The 16,330-nt window shown below is 47.4% G+C and carries 11 protein-coding genes; 9 read left to right on the forward strand and 2 right to left on the reverse strand.

Features of this window, described 5'->3' with window-relative positions; genetic code table 11:
- Positions 1-37: 37 nt before the first annotated feature.
- The 9 genes from mnmH (at position 38) to shc (ending at position 15,552) form a co-directional block, all read left to right on the forward strand.
- Positions 38-1,078, forward strand: a complete 1,041-nt coding sequence (mnmH, locus tag CN378_RS19700) for a tRNA 2-selenouridine(34) synthase MnmH (RefSeq protein WP_098354177.1) — start codon at positions 38-40, stop codon at positions 1,076-1,078.
- Positions 1,079-1,588: 510 nt separating this feature from the next.
- Positions 1,589-6,187: a glutamate synthase large subunit gene (gene gltB, locus CN378_RS19705; RefSeq protein WP_098354178.1), complete on the forward strand. Its 4,599-nt coding sequence runs from the start codon at positions 1,589-1,591 to the stop codon at positions 6,185-6,187.
- Between the two features lie 17 nt (positions 6,188-6,204).
- Complete coding sequence (locus CN378_RS19710; protein ID WP_098354179.1) at positions 6,205-7,692, forward strand: glutamate synthase subunit beta; 1,488 nt, start codon at positions 6,205-6,207, stop codon at positions 7,690-7,692.
- A gap of 562 nt (positions 7,693-8,254) precedes the next feature.
- Entirely contained in the window at positions 8,255-9,301 is a 1,047-nt protein-coding gene (locus CN378_RS19715; protein ID WP_098354180.1) for an ArsR/SmtB family transcription factor, read from the forward strand.
- Between the two features lie 12 nt (positions 9,302-9,313).
- Positions 9,314-10,228: an ABC transporter permease subunit gene (locus CN378_RS19720; protein ID WP_098354181.1), complete on the forward strand. Its 915-nt coding sequence runs from the start codon at positions 9,314-9,316 to the stop codon at positions 10,226-10,228.
- The gene (locus CN378_RS19725; protein ID WP_098354182.1) at positions 10,225-11,124 is read left to right on the forward strand and encodes an ABC transporter permease subunit; all 900 of its coding nucleotides are present in this window, start codon (positions 10,225-10,227) and stop codon (positions 11,122-11,124) included. Before CN378_RS19720 ends, CN378_RS19725 begins: the two co-directional genes overlap by 4 nt.
- 123 nt (positions 11,125-11,247) lie before the next feature.
- The gene (gene nagE / locus CN378_RS19730) at positions 11,248-12,693 is read left to right on the forward strand and encodes an N-acetylglucosamine-specific PTS transporter subunit IIBC (RefSeq protein ID WP_098354183.1); all 1,446 of its coding nucleotides are present in this window, start codon (positions 11,248-11,250) and stop codon (positions 12,691-12,693) included.
- A gap of 173 nt (positions 12,694-12,866) precedes the next feature.
- Positions 12,867-13,607: a DUF2161 domain-containing phosphodiesterase gene (locus CN378_RS19735; protein WP_098354184.1), complete on the forward strand. Its 741-nt coding sequence runs from the start codon at positions 12,867-12,869 to the stop codon at positions 13,605-13,607.
- Positions 13,608-13,683: 76 nt separating this feature from the next.
- Complete coding sequence (gene shc / locus CN378_RS19740) at positions 13,684-15,552, forward strand: squalene--hopene cyclase (protein WP_098354185.1); 1,869 nt, start codon at positions 13,684-13,686, stop codon at positions 15,550-15,552.
- A 100-nt stretch (positions 15,553-15,652) separates the two neighbouring features.
- Here the strand turns inward: shc and CN378_RS19745 are convergent, their stop codons facing one another.
- Both CN378_RS19745 and CN378_RS19750 read right to left on the reverse strand, forming a co-directional pair.
- Positions 15,653-15,841: a hypothetical protein gene (locus CN378_RS19745; RefSeq protein ID WP_098354186.1), complete on the reverse strand. Its 189-nt coding sequence runs from the start codon at positions 15,839-15,841 to the stop codon at positions 15,653-15,655.
- A gap of 89 nt (positions 15,842-15,930) precedes the next feature.
- A complete protein-coding gene (locus CN378_RS19750; RefSeq protein WP_257141215.1) occupies positions 15,931-16,182 on the reverse strand; it encodes a YuzF family protein in 252 nt (83 codons plus the stop codon).
- Positions 16,183-16,330: the final 148 nt, after the last annotated feature.

Genomic DNA, 16,330 nt, shown 5'->3' on the forward strand with positions numbered 1-16,330 from the left:
TAAAATAGGACATAGAGAAGTGAGGGGAGTGTTCGGTATGTTCAAGGATCTAACCATAGAACAATGCGATTTACATAAGTATACATTTGTGGACGTAAGATCTCCTTCTGAATACAGGGAAATGACGATTCCGGGAAGCGTGAACATCCCCGTGTTTGATGATGGGGAAAGAGCAGAAGTCGGGACGCTGTATAAGCAGGTGAGTAAGGAAGTGGCGACGGACCGGGGGCTGGAGATTTTTTCTGGGAAACTTCCTGCCTTTGTTCGTGAGTTTCGAAAGCTGGATGGAGAGATCGTCGTGTTTTGCTGGCGGGGCGGCATGCGAAGCAAAGCGGCCGCCACTTTCCTAGACCTGATGGGGATCAGGACTTCCCGGATTCTGGGCGGCGTCCGGGCCTATCGCCACTGGGTGCTGAATGAGCTGAAGGCTTTCAAAATGAAGCCTGCTTCCTTTGTATTGAACGGTGGGACAGGCAGTGGAAAGACCGCGATTTTGAAGGAGCTTCAAGGGGAAGGGTATCCAATCCTTGATATTGAGGGCCTCGCCAACCATCGGGGCTCCATTTTTGGAGAGATCGGTCTCACAGCCCACAACCAGAAAACATTCGATTCCCTGCTCCTACAAGAACTGATGAAGCTTCAGGAATCTCCTTTTCTATTGTTTGAAGCAGAAAGTAAACGAATTGGAAAGCTCATTCTGCCTGACTTTTTAGTAGAGGAGAAGGAAAATGCCTTTCATATCTTTATTGAGATGCCAATGAAAGAAAGGGTAAGGCATATTTTAGCCGAGTACCGGCTCCACGAGCATCATGAAGAATTTGTAGAAGCGTTTAGGTTCATCAAGCGGCGGATCCACAGTCCGATTGCGAATGAAATCGAGGATGAGCTGAAAGTGAGAAACTATGGGCGGATATTGGAGCTGTTGCTGGAATACTATTATGATCCGAGATATTTACATATGTGGAGTCAATATCCTGAGGATCGAAGGACCACCATCAGGGTGCAATCGATTGAGGAAGCGTGTCTGAAGATCAGGAAGCTTCTTCCTGAAAAAAGCACCTTACTTCCTACACAGTAAAACCTGCCGTTTATGATGAAGCGAGGGACGGACCTCCGGATTTTCCGGAGGTCCGTCCCTCTTCCAATTGGTTTGAAATGCTCAATAGGGGGGAATAGAAGAAGAGCTCAGCTTATGAAAGGTCGCTCAATCTCCCTTTATAATTAGAGGTCCGTCCCTCCAAATCCACGGGGGATTTTTTGTGTGCAAAAAAAATTTTTTAATGATGGTTTTGCATGAAAATTCATGTAGGATTTTGATGAAATTTAGTTAGGAACACGAATTATTGTAAGCGATTTCTTTGTGTTTGTATCAAGGTTTTAAAGATTCAGAATATTAAGTTAAAAGTGTCGTTTATAAATCAAGCTTCTTACTGTTTATTACATATATATTTGGAAAAAAGGAGGTTTATTTATTAACTTAATTTTTCGTTTTTTCTAAATTTCATGATATACTAACGAAAATTAAGAAAATTTAATCATTCGGTTAATTATTCAAAAAATATACAAGTTTAGCAGAGGAGGACATTGGATGAAAACGAATCTTCCTGTAGCGCAAGGGATGTATGATCCTGCGCAAGAACATGAAGCATGTGGAATTGGAATGATTGCAAATATAAATGGGACGAAAAGTCACAGCATCGTTCAAAATGCCATTAATATTCTATGTAACTTAGAGCACCGCGGAGGACAATCAGCCGATACAAGCACTGGGGACGGTGCAGGTATCCTTACTCAAATCCCTCATCACTTCTTTAAAAAGCAATGTGAAAAAGAAGACATCATCCTTCCAAGAAAAGGTGAATATGGAATCGGGATGGTTTTCCTTCCTGAAAATTATGACAAGCGCCAAAAAAGTAAAGAAATCTTCGAACGCATCATTGAAGAAGAGGGTCAAAAGACACTTGGATGGAGACCTGTTCCACTCAATGATTCCTTTGTAGGGAAAGTGGCATCGAAGTCGAAACCGTTCATCCGTCAAGTGTTCATCGGGGCAGCGGAAGACATGCAGTCACGGATGGATTTTGAGCGCAAGCTCTATGTGATCCGGAAGCGTATCGAAAAAGAAGTGGCGACCGTCGAAGGTCAAGAGGACGTTTACCTTTGCAGTTTGTCTTCCACGACCATCGTTTACAAAGGGATGCTCATCCCGGAACAGCTCGATTCTTTTTATATTGACCTCAACCACCCTGAGTTCCGTTCAGCTTTAGCCCTTGTACATTCCCGCTTTAGTACAAACACTTTCCCAAGCTGGCAGCGGTCTCATCCAAACAGATATACCATCCATAATGGAGAATTCAATACATTAAGAGGGAATGTGAACTGGATGCGCGCACGTGAAAAGCTGTGCCATTCAAGTGCCTTCAATGAAGAAGACCTGGAAAAAATCCTCCCCGTCATTGATGAGACAGGCAGTGATTCCTCCATGTTCGATAACTGCTTTGAATTCCTTCATTTATCAGGAAGATCCCTTGCACATACAGCCATGATGATGGTGCCGGAACCATGGGAAAACGATGACACGATCCATCCAAAGAAGAAGGATTTCTACGAATATCACAGCTGTTTGATGGAGCCGTGGGATGGACCTGCAGCCCTTGTGTTCACGGATGGAACACAGATCGGGGCCTGTCTGGATCGAAATGGACTGCGCCCGGCCCGATACTATGTGACAAAGAGCGGTATGATCGTTCTTGGATCTGAAGTAGGGGCGCTGGATATCTTTGCCGATGACATTGTATACAAAGACCGCCTGCAGCCTGGAAAAATGCTTCTCGTCGATTTGGAAAAGGGAAGAATCATCCCGGATGAAGAGATCAAGCTGCGCGTTGCTTCCGAGCAGCCGTACAGACACTGGCTCGATAATAATAAGTTTGAGCTTGAGGATCTTCCGGAAACGACCCAGGAAGTGGTGCAATTTGATTCTGATGAAATCCTCCTGCAGCAGCAGGCATTCGGCTACACGACAGAGGAACTGAACAAAATCATCAAACCGATGGTGACGGAAGGGAAAGATCCGGTCGGTTCCATGGGGTATGATTCTCCTCTTGCCGTATTATCCAAAAAGCCACAGCTTCTTTATAACTACTTCAAACAACTATTTGCTCAAGTCACAAACCCGCCGATCGATGCGATTCGGGAACAGATCATCACATCTGTGGGAACAACGATCGGAGCAGAAGGGAACCTGGTGAATCCGGGTCCTGAAAGCTGCAGGCATATCCATTTGAAGTCACCGATTTTAACCGGGGAAGAGCTTGAGAAGCTTCGCCATCAAAAAGAGAAGGGCTTCAAAGCTGTTACGTTATCGATTTTATTTGACGTAACAAATGAAGAAAACCAGCTTGAAGGCACGCTGGATGCTCTGTATGAAAAAGCTGACCAGGCCGTTGCAGACGGCGCGACACTCCTTATTCTATCTGACCGGGGAGTCGTGAAGGATAAAGCAGCGATTCCAGCACTCCTTGCCGTTTCAGGGCTGCATCATCACTTGATTCGCCAGGGGACGCGTACAACCGTCAGTCTCCTCTTGGAATCAGGGGAACCACGAGAAGTACATCATTTTGCTACACTGCTCGGATACGGTGCTGAAGCCATCAATCCATATTTAGCATATGAAACCCTGCGTGATCTGATTGAAAAGGGTGAAATACATGACAAGACCTATGAACAAGCGGTGAAAAGCTTTGTCAAATCGGGAACGGACGGCGTCATCAAGGTTCTGTCCAAGATGGGTATTTCAACGATTCAAAGTTACCGTGGTGCACAAATCTTTGAAGCGGTCGGCATTCATAAGGATGTCATTGATAAATATTTCACCCGTACAGCGTCCAGGCTCGGCGGGATCGGGATGGATATCATTGAAAAAGAGGTGCTCTTAAGGCATCGTAAAGCATTTAATGAGCGAAAAGATAATCAACGCACATTGGAATCCGGAGACGAATTCCAATATCGTAAAAACGGAGAGGATCATGCGTACAACCCAAGTACGATCCATACTCTTCAACATGCATGCCGAACGAATAATTATGAGCTGTTCAAGAAATATTCCAATATGCTTACTGATGAAAAGCAGAACCTGCAATCTCTGCGCGGCCTTCTTTCCTTTAAAGAAACGAAGCCTATCCCGATTGAAGAAGTGGAATCAGTCGAAGATATCTGCCGTCGTTTCAAGACCGGCGCCATGTCATTCGGGTCCATCAGTCAGGAAGCCCACGAAGCACTGGCGATTGCCATGAATAAAATCGGGGGGCGAAGCAACTCAGGAGAAGGTGGGGAACACCCGAGTCGTTTTGTCCCGGACGAGAATGGAGATTCGCGCCGCAGCTCGATCAAACAAGTGGCGTCAGGACGTTTCGGTGTAACGAGTCATTATCTTGTAAACGCCGACGAGATTCAAATCAAGGTCGCTCAAGGGGCCAAACCAGGTGAAGGGGGACATCTCCCTGGTAAAAAGGTATACCCCTGGGTAGCTGAAGTAAGGGGATCGACACCGGGGGTAGAGCTTATTTCACCGCCGCCTCATCACGATATCTATTCAATCGAGGACCTGGCCGAGCTGATTTATAACCTGAAGAATGCGAACCCGCAGGCCCGGATCAGTGTGAAGCTGGTATCAGCCGTAGGTGTTGGAACGATTGCGGCAGGTGTGGCCAAAGGCCGTGCTGATGTAGTCCTGATCAGTGGCTATGACGGGGGAACCGGTGCTGCACCGAGAACCAGCCTGAAACATACAGGACTTCCATGGGAGATCGGACTTGCCGAAGCACATCAAACCTTATTGTTAAACCGTCTTCGTGACCGTATAGTCGTTGAGACGGACGGGAAGATGATGACGGGCCGGGATGTGGTCGTTGCGTCGCTTCTGGGTGCGGAAGAATACGGCTTCTCGACTGCACCTCTTGTGGTTCTTGGCTGTGTCATGATGCGTGTCTGTCATATGAATACATGTCCGGTCGGAATTGCGACACAGGACCCTGAGTTACGTAAAAAGTACACCGGGGACCCTGAACATGTGGCGAACTTCATGCGCTTTGTTGCCCAGGAAACAAGGGAGCTGATGGCCCAACTCGGTTTCAGAACGATCAATGAAATGATCGGAAGAACCGATATCCTTGAAGCAAACGAAGCAATCGATCACTGGAAAGGCAAAGGGATCGACCTGTCAGCCCTTCTCTATCAGCCGGATGTACCGGAAAAGGTAGGAAGATATGCGACCCGAAAGCAGGATCATGAGCTTGAGAAGACGCTCGATTATCAAGAGCTGATTCCACGTTGCCGAAACGCGATTGAAACAGGGGAACCGGTCGAATGGACGACAGCGATCCGAAATATTCACCGTGTGACCGGAACGATGCTTGGAAGCGAAATCACCAAACGCTACGGAGCGGAAGGGTTACCTGAAGATACGATCCGTCTGACTTTCAAGGGCTCAGCAGGCCAAAGCTTTGGTGCCTATATTCCAAAGGGATTGACCTTGAGACTTGTCGGGGATTCGAATGATTTTGTCGGAAAAGGTTTGTCAGGCGGGAAAATCATCGTTCACCCCGACCCGACCGCTACATTCATTCCTGAACGGAACACGATCATCGGGAACGTGTCCTTTTACGGGGCATCCGGTGGGGAAGCGTATATTTATGGCGTCGCCGGCGAACGTTTCTGCGTCCGGAACAGTGGGGCCGAAGTAGTCGTTGAAAGTGTAGGCGATCACGGCTGTGAATACATGACGGGAGGAAAAGTGGTCGTCCTTGGTTTGACGGGGCGTAACTTTGCTGCCGGAATGTCAGGAGGAGTCGCGTATGTACTGGATGAAGATGAACATTTCCGTTCAAGATGCAATCAGGAACTGGTCCTCGTTCAGCCATTATTCGATCCTGAAGAGATGAAAGATGTGTACGATATGATTGAGAGATACGTTCACTACACAAACAGCAACAATGGAAAGAAAATTTTAGCGAACTGGGAATCATATGTATCTAAATTTGTACGCGTGATTCCAAAATCCTATCTCAAGATGAGAGAGCGGATCAGTGAGCTTGAAAATAGCGGATTAGAGAAATTCGATGCTGAAATGGCAGCATTTGAAGAAGGTACAAAAGAAGAGAAAAAAGTATTGGAACCCGCGAAATAAAGAGGGAGGGGGATACGATGGGAAAACCAACCGGATTCATGGAATATACCAGACAAACAACAGCTGAAAGGCATCCAGCTGAACGAACGAAGGATTGGAACGATTACACCGCTCCTCTTTCTGAAGAAGAAATCAAGAAACAAGGGGCACGCTGCATGGACTGCGGCGTTCCCACTTGTCAGTCCGGAATGGAAATCAACGGAGCGACAACGGGATGCCCTGTTTATCACTTAATACCAGAGTGGAATGATCTAGTGTATCAGGGGCAGTGGAAAGAGGCTTTGAAGCGTGAGCATCAGATGAATAACTTCCCTGAATTCACCGGCTTCGCCTGTCCGGCACCGTGTGAAGGGGCTTGCGTCCTCGGGATCAATGAGCCGCCCGTGGCCATCAGGACCGTTGAGCGATCAATTATTGAAAAAGGTTTTGAAGAGGGCTGGGTCATACCGGAACCGCCTGCGTTCAGAACCGGTAAACGTGTCGCTGTAGTGGGATCAGGTCCGGCAGGGTTGGCGTCTGCAGCACAGCTGAACAAAGCAGGTCACCTTGTCACTGTCTTTGAAAAAAATGATCGTGTAGGCGGCCTATTGACGTATGGCATTCCTGAAATGAAGCTTCCATACTCCGTCGTGAAGCGCCGTGTCGATATTTTAGAAGAGGAGGGCATTGAATTTGTGACGAATACAGAGGTAGGAAAAGACTATACCGTCGAAAACCTGCGTGAGAACTTTGATGCAGTCATCCTGTGCGGGGGAGCTGCCGTCCATCGTGATATTCAAGTGGATGGACGTGACCTGAAAGGCGTGCATTACGCCATGGAATTCCTGCATTCGAATACGAAAAGTTTATTGGATTCCAACCTGCAGGACGGCAACTATATTTCTGCAGAAGACAAAAACGTCATCGTCATCGGTGGCGGGGATACAGGTACAGACTGCCTGGCCACTTCTGTACGACATAACTGTAAAAGTCTCACTCAGTTTGACATCTATGATAAAAAGGGTGCCATGCGTGATGAAGTCGGCAATCCCTGGCCGCAATACCCGGTCATTCACCGGGTGGAATACGGCCAAAAAGAGGCAGCTGAAGTACTCGGCGATGATCCGCGTGCGTACGCTGTCATGACGAAGAAGTTTGTGGGTGACGAGCATGGTCATATCAAAGAAGTCCATACGGTAAATGTGAAGCTTCGTTATGACGAGGATGGAAACAAGATCCGTGATGAAATTCCCGGAACGGAAAAAGTATGGCCGGCGGACCTTGTCCTTCTCGCCATTGGATTCAGCGGTCCGGAACAAGACTTGATCAAAGAACTTGAAGTGGAAACAAACAGCAACTCCACTGTGAAAGCAGAGTACGGAAACTACATGACCAGCGTCGAAGGTGTCTTCGCCGCAGGAGATATGCGCCGTGGACAAAGCCTCATCGTCTGGGCCATCAACGAAGGCCGGGAAGCAGCACGAGAATGCGACCGCTACCTCATGGGAGGAACGGAATTACCTTAATAGAGGGACGGACCTCCGTCGGGCTTGATGCCTGACGGGGGTTTTTTGTTGTTTGAGGGACGGACCTTGGATGGGCATGAAAGGAAGTAGTGAATGTTGGTTGAGATCTGTCTTTCGCGAGGGTATGGATTGATTGAAGTGTGAAGGAAGGAGATACTTTTAAAGGAAAGTGACAGTCTTATAGCTCTCAAAAAGGCCATTACATCTTATCAAAGATGTAATGGCCTCTTTGGACGGGCTAGGAAGAAGCTTATCAGGAAGTTCTCGGAGATCATTGCGTCATTTTAGTGGGTGATTGCGTCATTTTTCAGTTTATTGCGTCGTTATTTTAATAATTGCGTCATTTCTGGATTTATTGCGTCATTTGAACTAGTAATTGCGTCATTTTCAATTTTATGGAAAATAAACAACCCGCCATATCCCCATCCACATCCCCAACCATCCAAGGTCCGTCCCTCAAATTTCCCTTGACAGATCGCTTCATATACCGTATTTTATGTATAATTTATCCATATGAGGAATTTGATTAGATGGATGACGAATCAGTTGAGGGAGAGTTGTTATGGGCGTAGAAATTGTGTTTTCACCTTTTAATGAGTTGGTCGCCAGTTTGCATGTGCTTTGCAATCCGGTTCATCATCCTTACCGCAGGAAGTGGGCGGTGGAGGCAGAGGCATCCCTGTCAAAAGAGACGGTCGCTGAAATCCGCCTGCTTGGTTCTCTTTCGTACGAGTGGCTGTATCTTATGAATATCCGCAACGAGTACAAACTCAATGAATCCACGACGGAAGAGGCGATCGAGTTTATTTGTACGATGCCTGATGAGTCGTTTGTTTATTACATGCTGGGGGAGCAGTATAGTCCAGACATGCTCAAACGTTTTAGGAAAGACCATCGCATGTCGCCGCTGAATCATCACCAAAAAGATTTGCTGATGCACCCAGGAGAGTGGAAGGACCGGCTTCATCGGCTCCTTTACGAATACAACGAAAAGATTTTCCAGCGTGAATTATTCCGTATACAGCCTTGGATCACGAGGGCGGCCGCTACTTTTCAGCAAAAGCTTGACCGGTCTGCTCAAGAGGCAATGAATGAGCTGCATCCCGATGTTACGCTAAATGGCACTAGCCTGAAGGTGCAAAAGGGAGAGACGTATCGCTTTTCGTTAAAAGAGTACCCTCATCTTGCATTGCAGCCGTCCACCTTCATTACACCTCATGTCATGCTCGGTGTCTATCCCGGCAGGCTTTTCCTTGGTTTGCACGTGGCTGTTCCCGAGACGGAAGCTTCAAAGGATGAGCCTCCGATAGATTTGGTGCTCATGTTTAAAGCGTTGGGAGAAGCAACCAGATTAAAGATTCTGCGGGATGTGTTAATGCATCCTTACAGCACGAAACAGCTCGCGGAAAAGCATGACCTGGCAGAAGCCACGATTTCCAATCATATCAAAACCCTCGAGAAGTGCGGACTGGTGAGGAGTGAGCGGAAAGGCTATTACATTTTTTACTCTGGGAACAGAGAGAGGATGGAGTCTCTGCGTTCCGATTTAAGTCAATATATCTCACTTCCTTTATTGGAACAATTTATTTATGAGTCTGATTTTACGTGAGGGGTTTTGATCATGGTGAAATTCATTAAAGGACTGGGCCTCTATGGACTGACATGTACAGGCATCATACTCATCCTGGCCTCGCCCGCTTTGATCGTTGGATTGAATGGTTTCAGTGCATCCGCACTCGCCATCATAAAGGGTATCCTGCAGCCCCATGCCCTTTCGTATTACGTATCTTCAGAGACGCTCTCCTTTGGGGAAATGCCTGAAGTGAGGTCCGTAGAATTCCATCAGCAGCAGGTGGAGGGCGATTTGTTTCCTTATATACTGGATTCCTATTTTTATAGTATGTCCCTGCTTTTCGGAAGCTTCTTGTTAGCGGTCATAGTCTCGTCGTTTGCCGGTTTGCTCTATATTCAATCACATTCATTCATGAAAAAAATGACCCTCACCGCTATAGGGATACTCGAATCACTTCCTGACGTTTTCTTCATCTTTAGCATTCAACTGGTGGTTGTCTGGTTTTACAAACAGACAGGGATTGAACCCGCTGCCCCCTATTCAACCAGTGATAAGCAGGCTTATGTTTTACCACTCCTGATATCGAGTATCGTCCCGTCCATTTATTTATGGAAGGTCCTCATTCTTTTCATAAAGGAAGAGTCGGAAAAGGATTATGTCGTGTTTGCTAAGTCGAAAGGGCTCTCCGGTGCTGCCATTTCGTTCCGTCACATCTTCAGAAATACGGCCTTGGAATCCGTGGCTCATTTACCCCTCGTCATCCTTACGCTGCTCACCAATCTCATTGTCATCGAATATCTGTTTCATAGCAGTGGAATCATGGGATTCATCATGGGGAATCAACCTGCGTCATCCCGGGCGTTCATGCTGATCCTCTTGATGACCCCATTGTATTTGTTGGTGCAAGGAGCAAACCGATACAGACAGCGGTTTTATGAAACGAGGGGAGGTGGGATAGGATGAAATCGGTAAGGGCACTTCCGCTGCTTATACTGATCTTTATTTTTCTCGTAAGCGTCATTTGGCCAAATGTAGAAGACGAACCTGTGGCCAGTCCTTTTTTATATGACGAAGCTGGAAGAGTGGTGGATACCACTCCTTACCCTCCTTCAAGGGAACATTGGTTGGGGACGGATCGGGAAGGAAATGATTTGTTTTACTTGCTGGTGACCGGAGCGAAGTGGACGATCCTGTTTGCGTTCCTTGTCACGTTATTCAGAGTCATTCTTGCGACGATCCTTGGAGCCTTGCTTAAGGAATGGTTTGCTTCTCCTTGGGTGGGTGGGTTGCTCCAAGCATTCACATTCGTGCCCCAATCCCTGATAGCACTTATCTGGCTTGCGCCTCTCCTGCTATATGAGTTGAGAAGTGCACCTCCCCTTACTATGACCCAATCCATACTGTTACAGATGATTGTCTTCACTATAGTGGGGGTGCCGGCAGCAGGTAAAATGATTTCCGAAACCGTACGGCATCTTGACTCGCTGGACTTCATGGAGAGTGCGCGTGTGCTGGGAGGATCATCCTTCCATCGTGCAAAAGTACATGTTTTCCCCCACCTGTTCCCCAGACTCATCATTTTGACAGGCAGGCAGCTCGTACAGGTCCTCACCCTCTTATTGCATCTTGCGATTTTTCACCTTTTTATAGGAGGGACAGTGATCACGTCCGGTCAGGATCATGATCAGTTTCAAGTTTATGCAAGTTCCACCTATGAATGGGCCGGGCTGATCGGGAGTCATTACCATGAACTATTGTTGGAGCCATATATCGTGTTTTTCCCGGTCATGGCATACTCATTCTTGATCCTTATGATCAACTTGACGGTCAATCATCTGGAAAAAATCAATCAATCCTGAATATACCCTCCTATTCACTTCTAAAGAGGCTTCAGTCGGAATATTTTTTATGAAAGGGGCTTTGTCCGCTTTACTAGACATGGCAGCTTGAAATGATTAATAGACTGATAGGGGGAAAACAAGATGATGAAATATCTACAGCGCATTGGTCGTTCGTTGATGCTTCCTGTTGCCGTATTGCCGGCTGCCGCGATTCTGATGGGGATCGGGTATTGGATCGATCCATCCGGATGGGGGGCCGATAGTCCGGTCGCCGCTTTTTTGATCAAGGCAGGGGCATCGATCATTGATAATATGGCGATTCTTTTTGCCGTAGGGGTTGCACTCGGTATGGCAAAAGCGAGGGATGGATCGGCGGCATTGAGCGGACTAGTCGCTTATCTGGTCATTACCACCTTGCTGTCGACGGATTCCGTTGCTTTGTTACAAGGTATTGAAAAAGAGGCCGTGAATCCGGCGTTCGGTAAGATCGGGAATCAGTTTGTCGGGATCCTGTCTGGAGTCGTGGCGGCAAGTATGTACAATCGATTCAGTTCTGTGAAGCTTCCGGACGCCCTGGCCTTTTTCAGCGGGAAACGATTGGTTCCGATCATGTCGGCCATCGCCATGCTGGTTGTTTCAGGTGTGATGCTTTTTGTCTGGCCCGTCATCTATACTGCGCTAGTTTCCTTCGGGAAGGAAATCAGCGGGCTCGGCTTTACGGGTGCCGGATTATATGGATTCTTTAATCGATTATTGATTCCTACCGGTTTGCATCATGCATTGAATTCTGTGTTCTGGTTCGACGTTGCCGGAATCAATGATATCGGGAATTTCTGGTCGGGCAACGGGGAAAAAGGTGTGACGGGAATGTATCAGGCAGGATTCTTCCCGGTGATGATGTTCGGTCTCCCGGCAGCCGGTCTTGCCATTTACCATGCAGCGAAACCAGGTAAGAAGAAGCAGGTGGCCTCACTGATGCTTGCGGCCGGTTTTGCTTCCTTTTTTACAGGAGTGACGGAGCCTCTTGAATTTGCCTTCATGTTCGTGGCACCTGCCCTTTATGTAGCACATGCGGTGCTGACAGGATTATCCCTTGCGATCGCTTCCTTTTTTCAATGGACGGCAGGTTTCGGCTTCAGTGCGGGCTTCGTCGATTTTGTCCTGAGCTCGAGACTGCCACTGGCAAATCTTCCATATATGCTTCTGATTCAAGGCTTGGTATTTGCTCTTCTCTATTACTTCTTATTCCGTTTCATGATTGCGAAATTCAATCTGATGACACCGGGCCGTGAAGAAGACAGCGAAGAAGCAGGTGAGGGTGCAACTGCACTCACGCAAGGAGATAAATTCGCTGTCATGGCAGAAGAAATTTATGCAGGACTCGGCGGGGATGAAAACGTCACATCCGTTGATAACTGTATAACAAGATTGAGAGTGGAAGTGAAGAACATGGGGGCTGTGGATCAGGAACGGATTAAAGCGACGGGGGTCCCGGGTATTCATGTGGTCGGGGAAAATAGTATCCAGGTGATTGTCGGGACATCGGTACAGTTTGTAGCCGATGAGATCGAGAAGATTCGGGGTTAGGTGTGTTGGCTGATTTTGAGCGGAAATATATCGGTTTGTAGAAAGGGTAAGTAAACTCACTCCCCTGGCTCCCATGACAAGAGCCGGGGTCTCTTTTTCTTTCAAACTGCAAAATTCTCTTCAATAGTCTATACTTTATCTTATAGAATTTTTTCCCGGAAAGGTTTTTATCCATGACGAAACTGAAAGAATCGGATCTTTATCAACCGATCCAGAACCATTTTCATAAACAGGGATATCAGGTGAACGGTGAAGTGAATGACTGTGATCTGACGGCGGTCAAAGAGGGGGAGCTTGTCATCGTTGAATTGAAGCTTTCATTGAATGTCGAGCTTCTGATCCAGGCAACAAAGCGCCAGCGGCTGACGGATCTTGTGTACATTGCGATTCCGAAACCGAAGAAGACCCGTTCGAAGCGGTGGAACGATATACGCCATCTGGTCAGGAGGCTGGAGCTTGGTCTGATCACCGTTTCCTTTACGACGAAGACACCCAAGCTCGATTTTGTCATCCATCCCGAAGCCTTTGACCGTAAGAAGAGCATGAAGAACAGTAAGCGAAAGCGTGCGGCCCTTGTGAAAGAAATCGAAGGGCGCAGTGCAGATTACAATGTAGGCGGCAGCAATAAAACGAAGATCATGACCGCTTATAAGGAAAGCTGCATCCACATTGCCTGCTGCCTGGAAAAACACGGTCCCATGTCTCCGAGGAACTTAGCGAAGCTTGGAACGGGTGACAAGACCCCGTCCATCCTCCAGAAGAATTACTACCGCTGGTTCGAGAGAGTAAGACGGGGTGTGTATCAATTGACGGACCTTGGCAGGGAAGGGCTTGAGAAATATCCTGAGCTTGTAAGCCATTATTCAAAGAAATTAGAAGAGTATCAGAAAGAGCCTGCCTCCCGGGAAACATGAGGTCAGGCTCTTCTTTGCTTCCCACTACTAGTACCCGGATTCTTCTCATATATATAATAACGGAGGGGGACGAATGATGAAAAAGAAGATAGAGAGCACGATCCTGAATATGATCCATGATCTCAAGCATATGCAAAATGCAGAAGGAAGCTGGTCCTTTTGTTTTGAAAATAGCGTGATGACCGATGCGTATATGATCATTCTTCTCCGTTCACTGAAGGTGGATGAGAAAGAACTCGTGGGAAGGCTTGTGAATCGCCTTTGGAAATTGCAGTCAAAGGAGGGTACGTGGAAGCTCTTTGAAGATGAGAAGGAAGGGAATCTGTCTTCAACCATCGAGGCTTATTTTGCCCTGAGGTTCAGTGGAATGGTCGGGGAGGAGGACAAAAGACTCCTGAAGGCAAAAAAGTTCATAGAGAAAAAGGGAGGCTTTCACAAGGCCCATTCCATTACGAAGCTGATGCTTGCCATCCATGGTCAATACGACTGGAAGCATCTCCTGCCGATCCCCATTGCATTCCTCTTGATCCCGAAGTCATTCCCCCTTAATTTTTGGGATCTCAGCAGTTATGCCCGAGGTCACTTGGCGCCGCTATTGTTACTGAAAGATCAACGCTTCACGTTGAAAACAAGCCGTACTCCACACATTCAGGATCTTTCCCGCAGTCCCGATGAAGTGCGATATAGTGACGGTGAGATGAGGTTTATTTCGAAAATCAGTGAGGGTATCCAATCACTGGCAAGTGTTCCAACGCATCTCCATCAGCATGCCCGGCAGTTTGCCATGCAATATATGCTGCAGCGGATCGAACCTGACGGAACGTATCTGAGTTATTTCAGTTCGACATTTTATATGATTTACGCCCTGTTGGCTATGGGATACGAGAAGGATCATCCTACCGTTACAAAGGCCATACATGGACTGAAAGAAATGGCCTGCGAAACAAAAAAAGGCCTTCACATTCAAAACTCTCCTTCTTCTGTATGGGATACCGCTTTGATCAGCTATGCCCTCCAGCAAGCAGGGGTGGATACGAGGTATGGGTCCATTGAGAAGTCCCTTGGATATCTTCTTAAGAAGCAGCATTTCAAGTATGGGGACTGGTCATATGAGATTGGGGTGAAGCCAGGGGGATGGGGTTTTTCAGAGAGCAACACCATTCATCCTGATGTGGATGATACGACAGCGGCTCTCAGGGCCATTACGTATTCAGCTGCTGAGAATCCTCTTATCCGGCAATCATGGGATCGGGGGATCGAGTGGGTGATGGGTATGCAAAACCGGGATGGCGGCTGGCCGGCTTTTGAAAAAAACAAGACGAAACCCATCCTCACTTCTTTTCCGATGGACGGGGCAGAGGCGGCGGCCATTGATCCTTCGACTCCTGACCTGACTGGGAGGGCGCTTGAGTTTCTCGGCAACCGGGCGGGATTGACAAGGGATCATCCTCAGGTGAAAAAGGGTGTGGAGTGGCTGAAGCTGATGCAAAAGGAAGATGGCTCCTGGTACGGACGCTGGGGCGTCTGCTACATTTATGGAACCTGGGCGGCCATCACAGGATTGAGGGCAGCGGGAGTTCCTTCTTCCGATCCACATATTCAAAGGGCGAAAGCGTGGCTTGAAAGCATTCAACAGAAAGACGGGGGCTGGGGGGAGTCCTGCTACAGTGACCAGGAGAAGCGGTACGTCCCCCTTCCGTTCAGTACCCCGTCCCAAACTGCCTGGGCACTGGAATCTCTCATAAGGATCGAAGACAAACCGACCCCTGCGATTGATCTCGGTGTCACGGCGTTACTGGATTCAATGGACGGGGAGACAGAGGATCCATCCCATCTCTATCCGACAGGGGTGGGACTGCCGGGAAACTTCTATATTCACTACCATAGCTACCGTTGGATCTGGCCGCTCATCACACTTAGCCTGTACACTGAGAAATATGGATAGAGAGGCCCGTCCCACTTTTATGAAATGCGGTGCATGAACCTTTATAGTCTTTCGAATATAAAAGAAATAGACCCGGAATAACTCCGGGTCATTTCATTCACTAACACTTACCGAATAATGCCCTGATGCCCTTATAGATCAAGACAAGTGAGAATACGAGTATAGCCAAGATGCCAATGATGTCCGTCACCTGTGCAATACTCGCTAAAAATGTCCCTGATAAAGGAACATTCAACAATGCGAATCCAGATAAAATACCCGCTACCCACAAAAGAATAAATCGATCCATTCTGTCACACCTCCTGTCACGATAGTATATGACGGAAGGGAAGGGGAGTTGAACCCAATATTAGCGGGTACTGATGGCCAATCGATTCCTTAAAGGGGCATAATAGAGACGATCTGTTGAATCCTTACGAAAAATACAGAGTCCCCCGCTTTAAGGGCAATATGATCCGGTTGAACCTCAATCAAGTCGCCTCGTATCGTGTCTTTCGTTGTCTCCACGATAAGCATCTTTCCCATAACGGACTGCAGTCTGCTGACGACGAATGGATCGATCAACGTGGTATATGAAGTATTTACATTCATGTCCTGGTTACGACCATAAGATGGATAATAGCTATACATGAAGCACTCTCCCTCACGATGAAGTTTTTAGGCTATCCCTTCATTTGTATGTAGGAAGGGTGGTTTGTAGTATTATTCATGGAAAATAGGAATGAGGATGGGACATAACTAAATCTATACATTCTAATGACGAACAATTAGATCACGT

The organism is Bacillus sp. AFS015802 (assembly GCF_002561455.1).
GTDB lineage: Bacteria > Bacillota > Bacilli > Bacillales > Bacillaceae_B > Rossellomorea.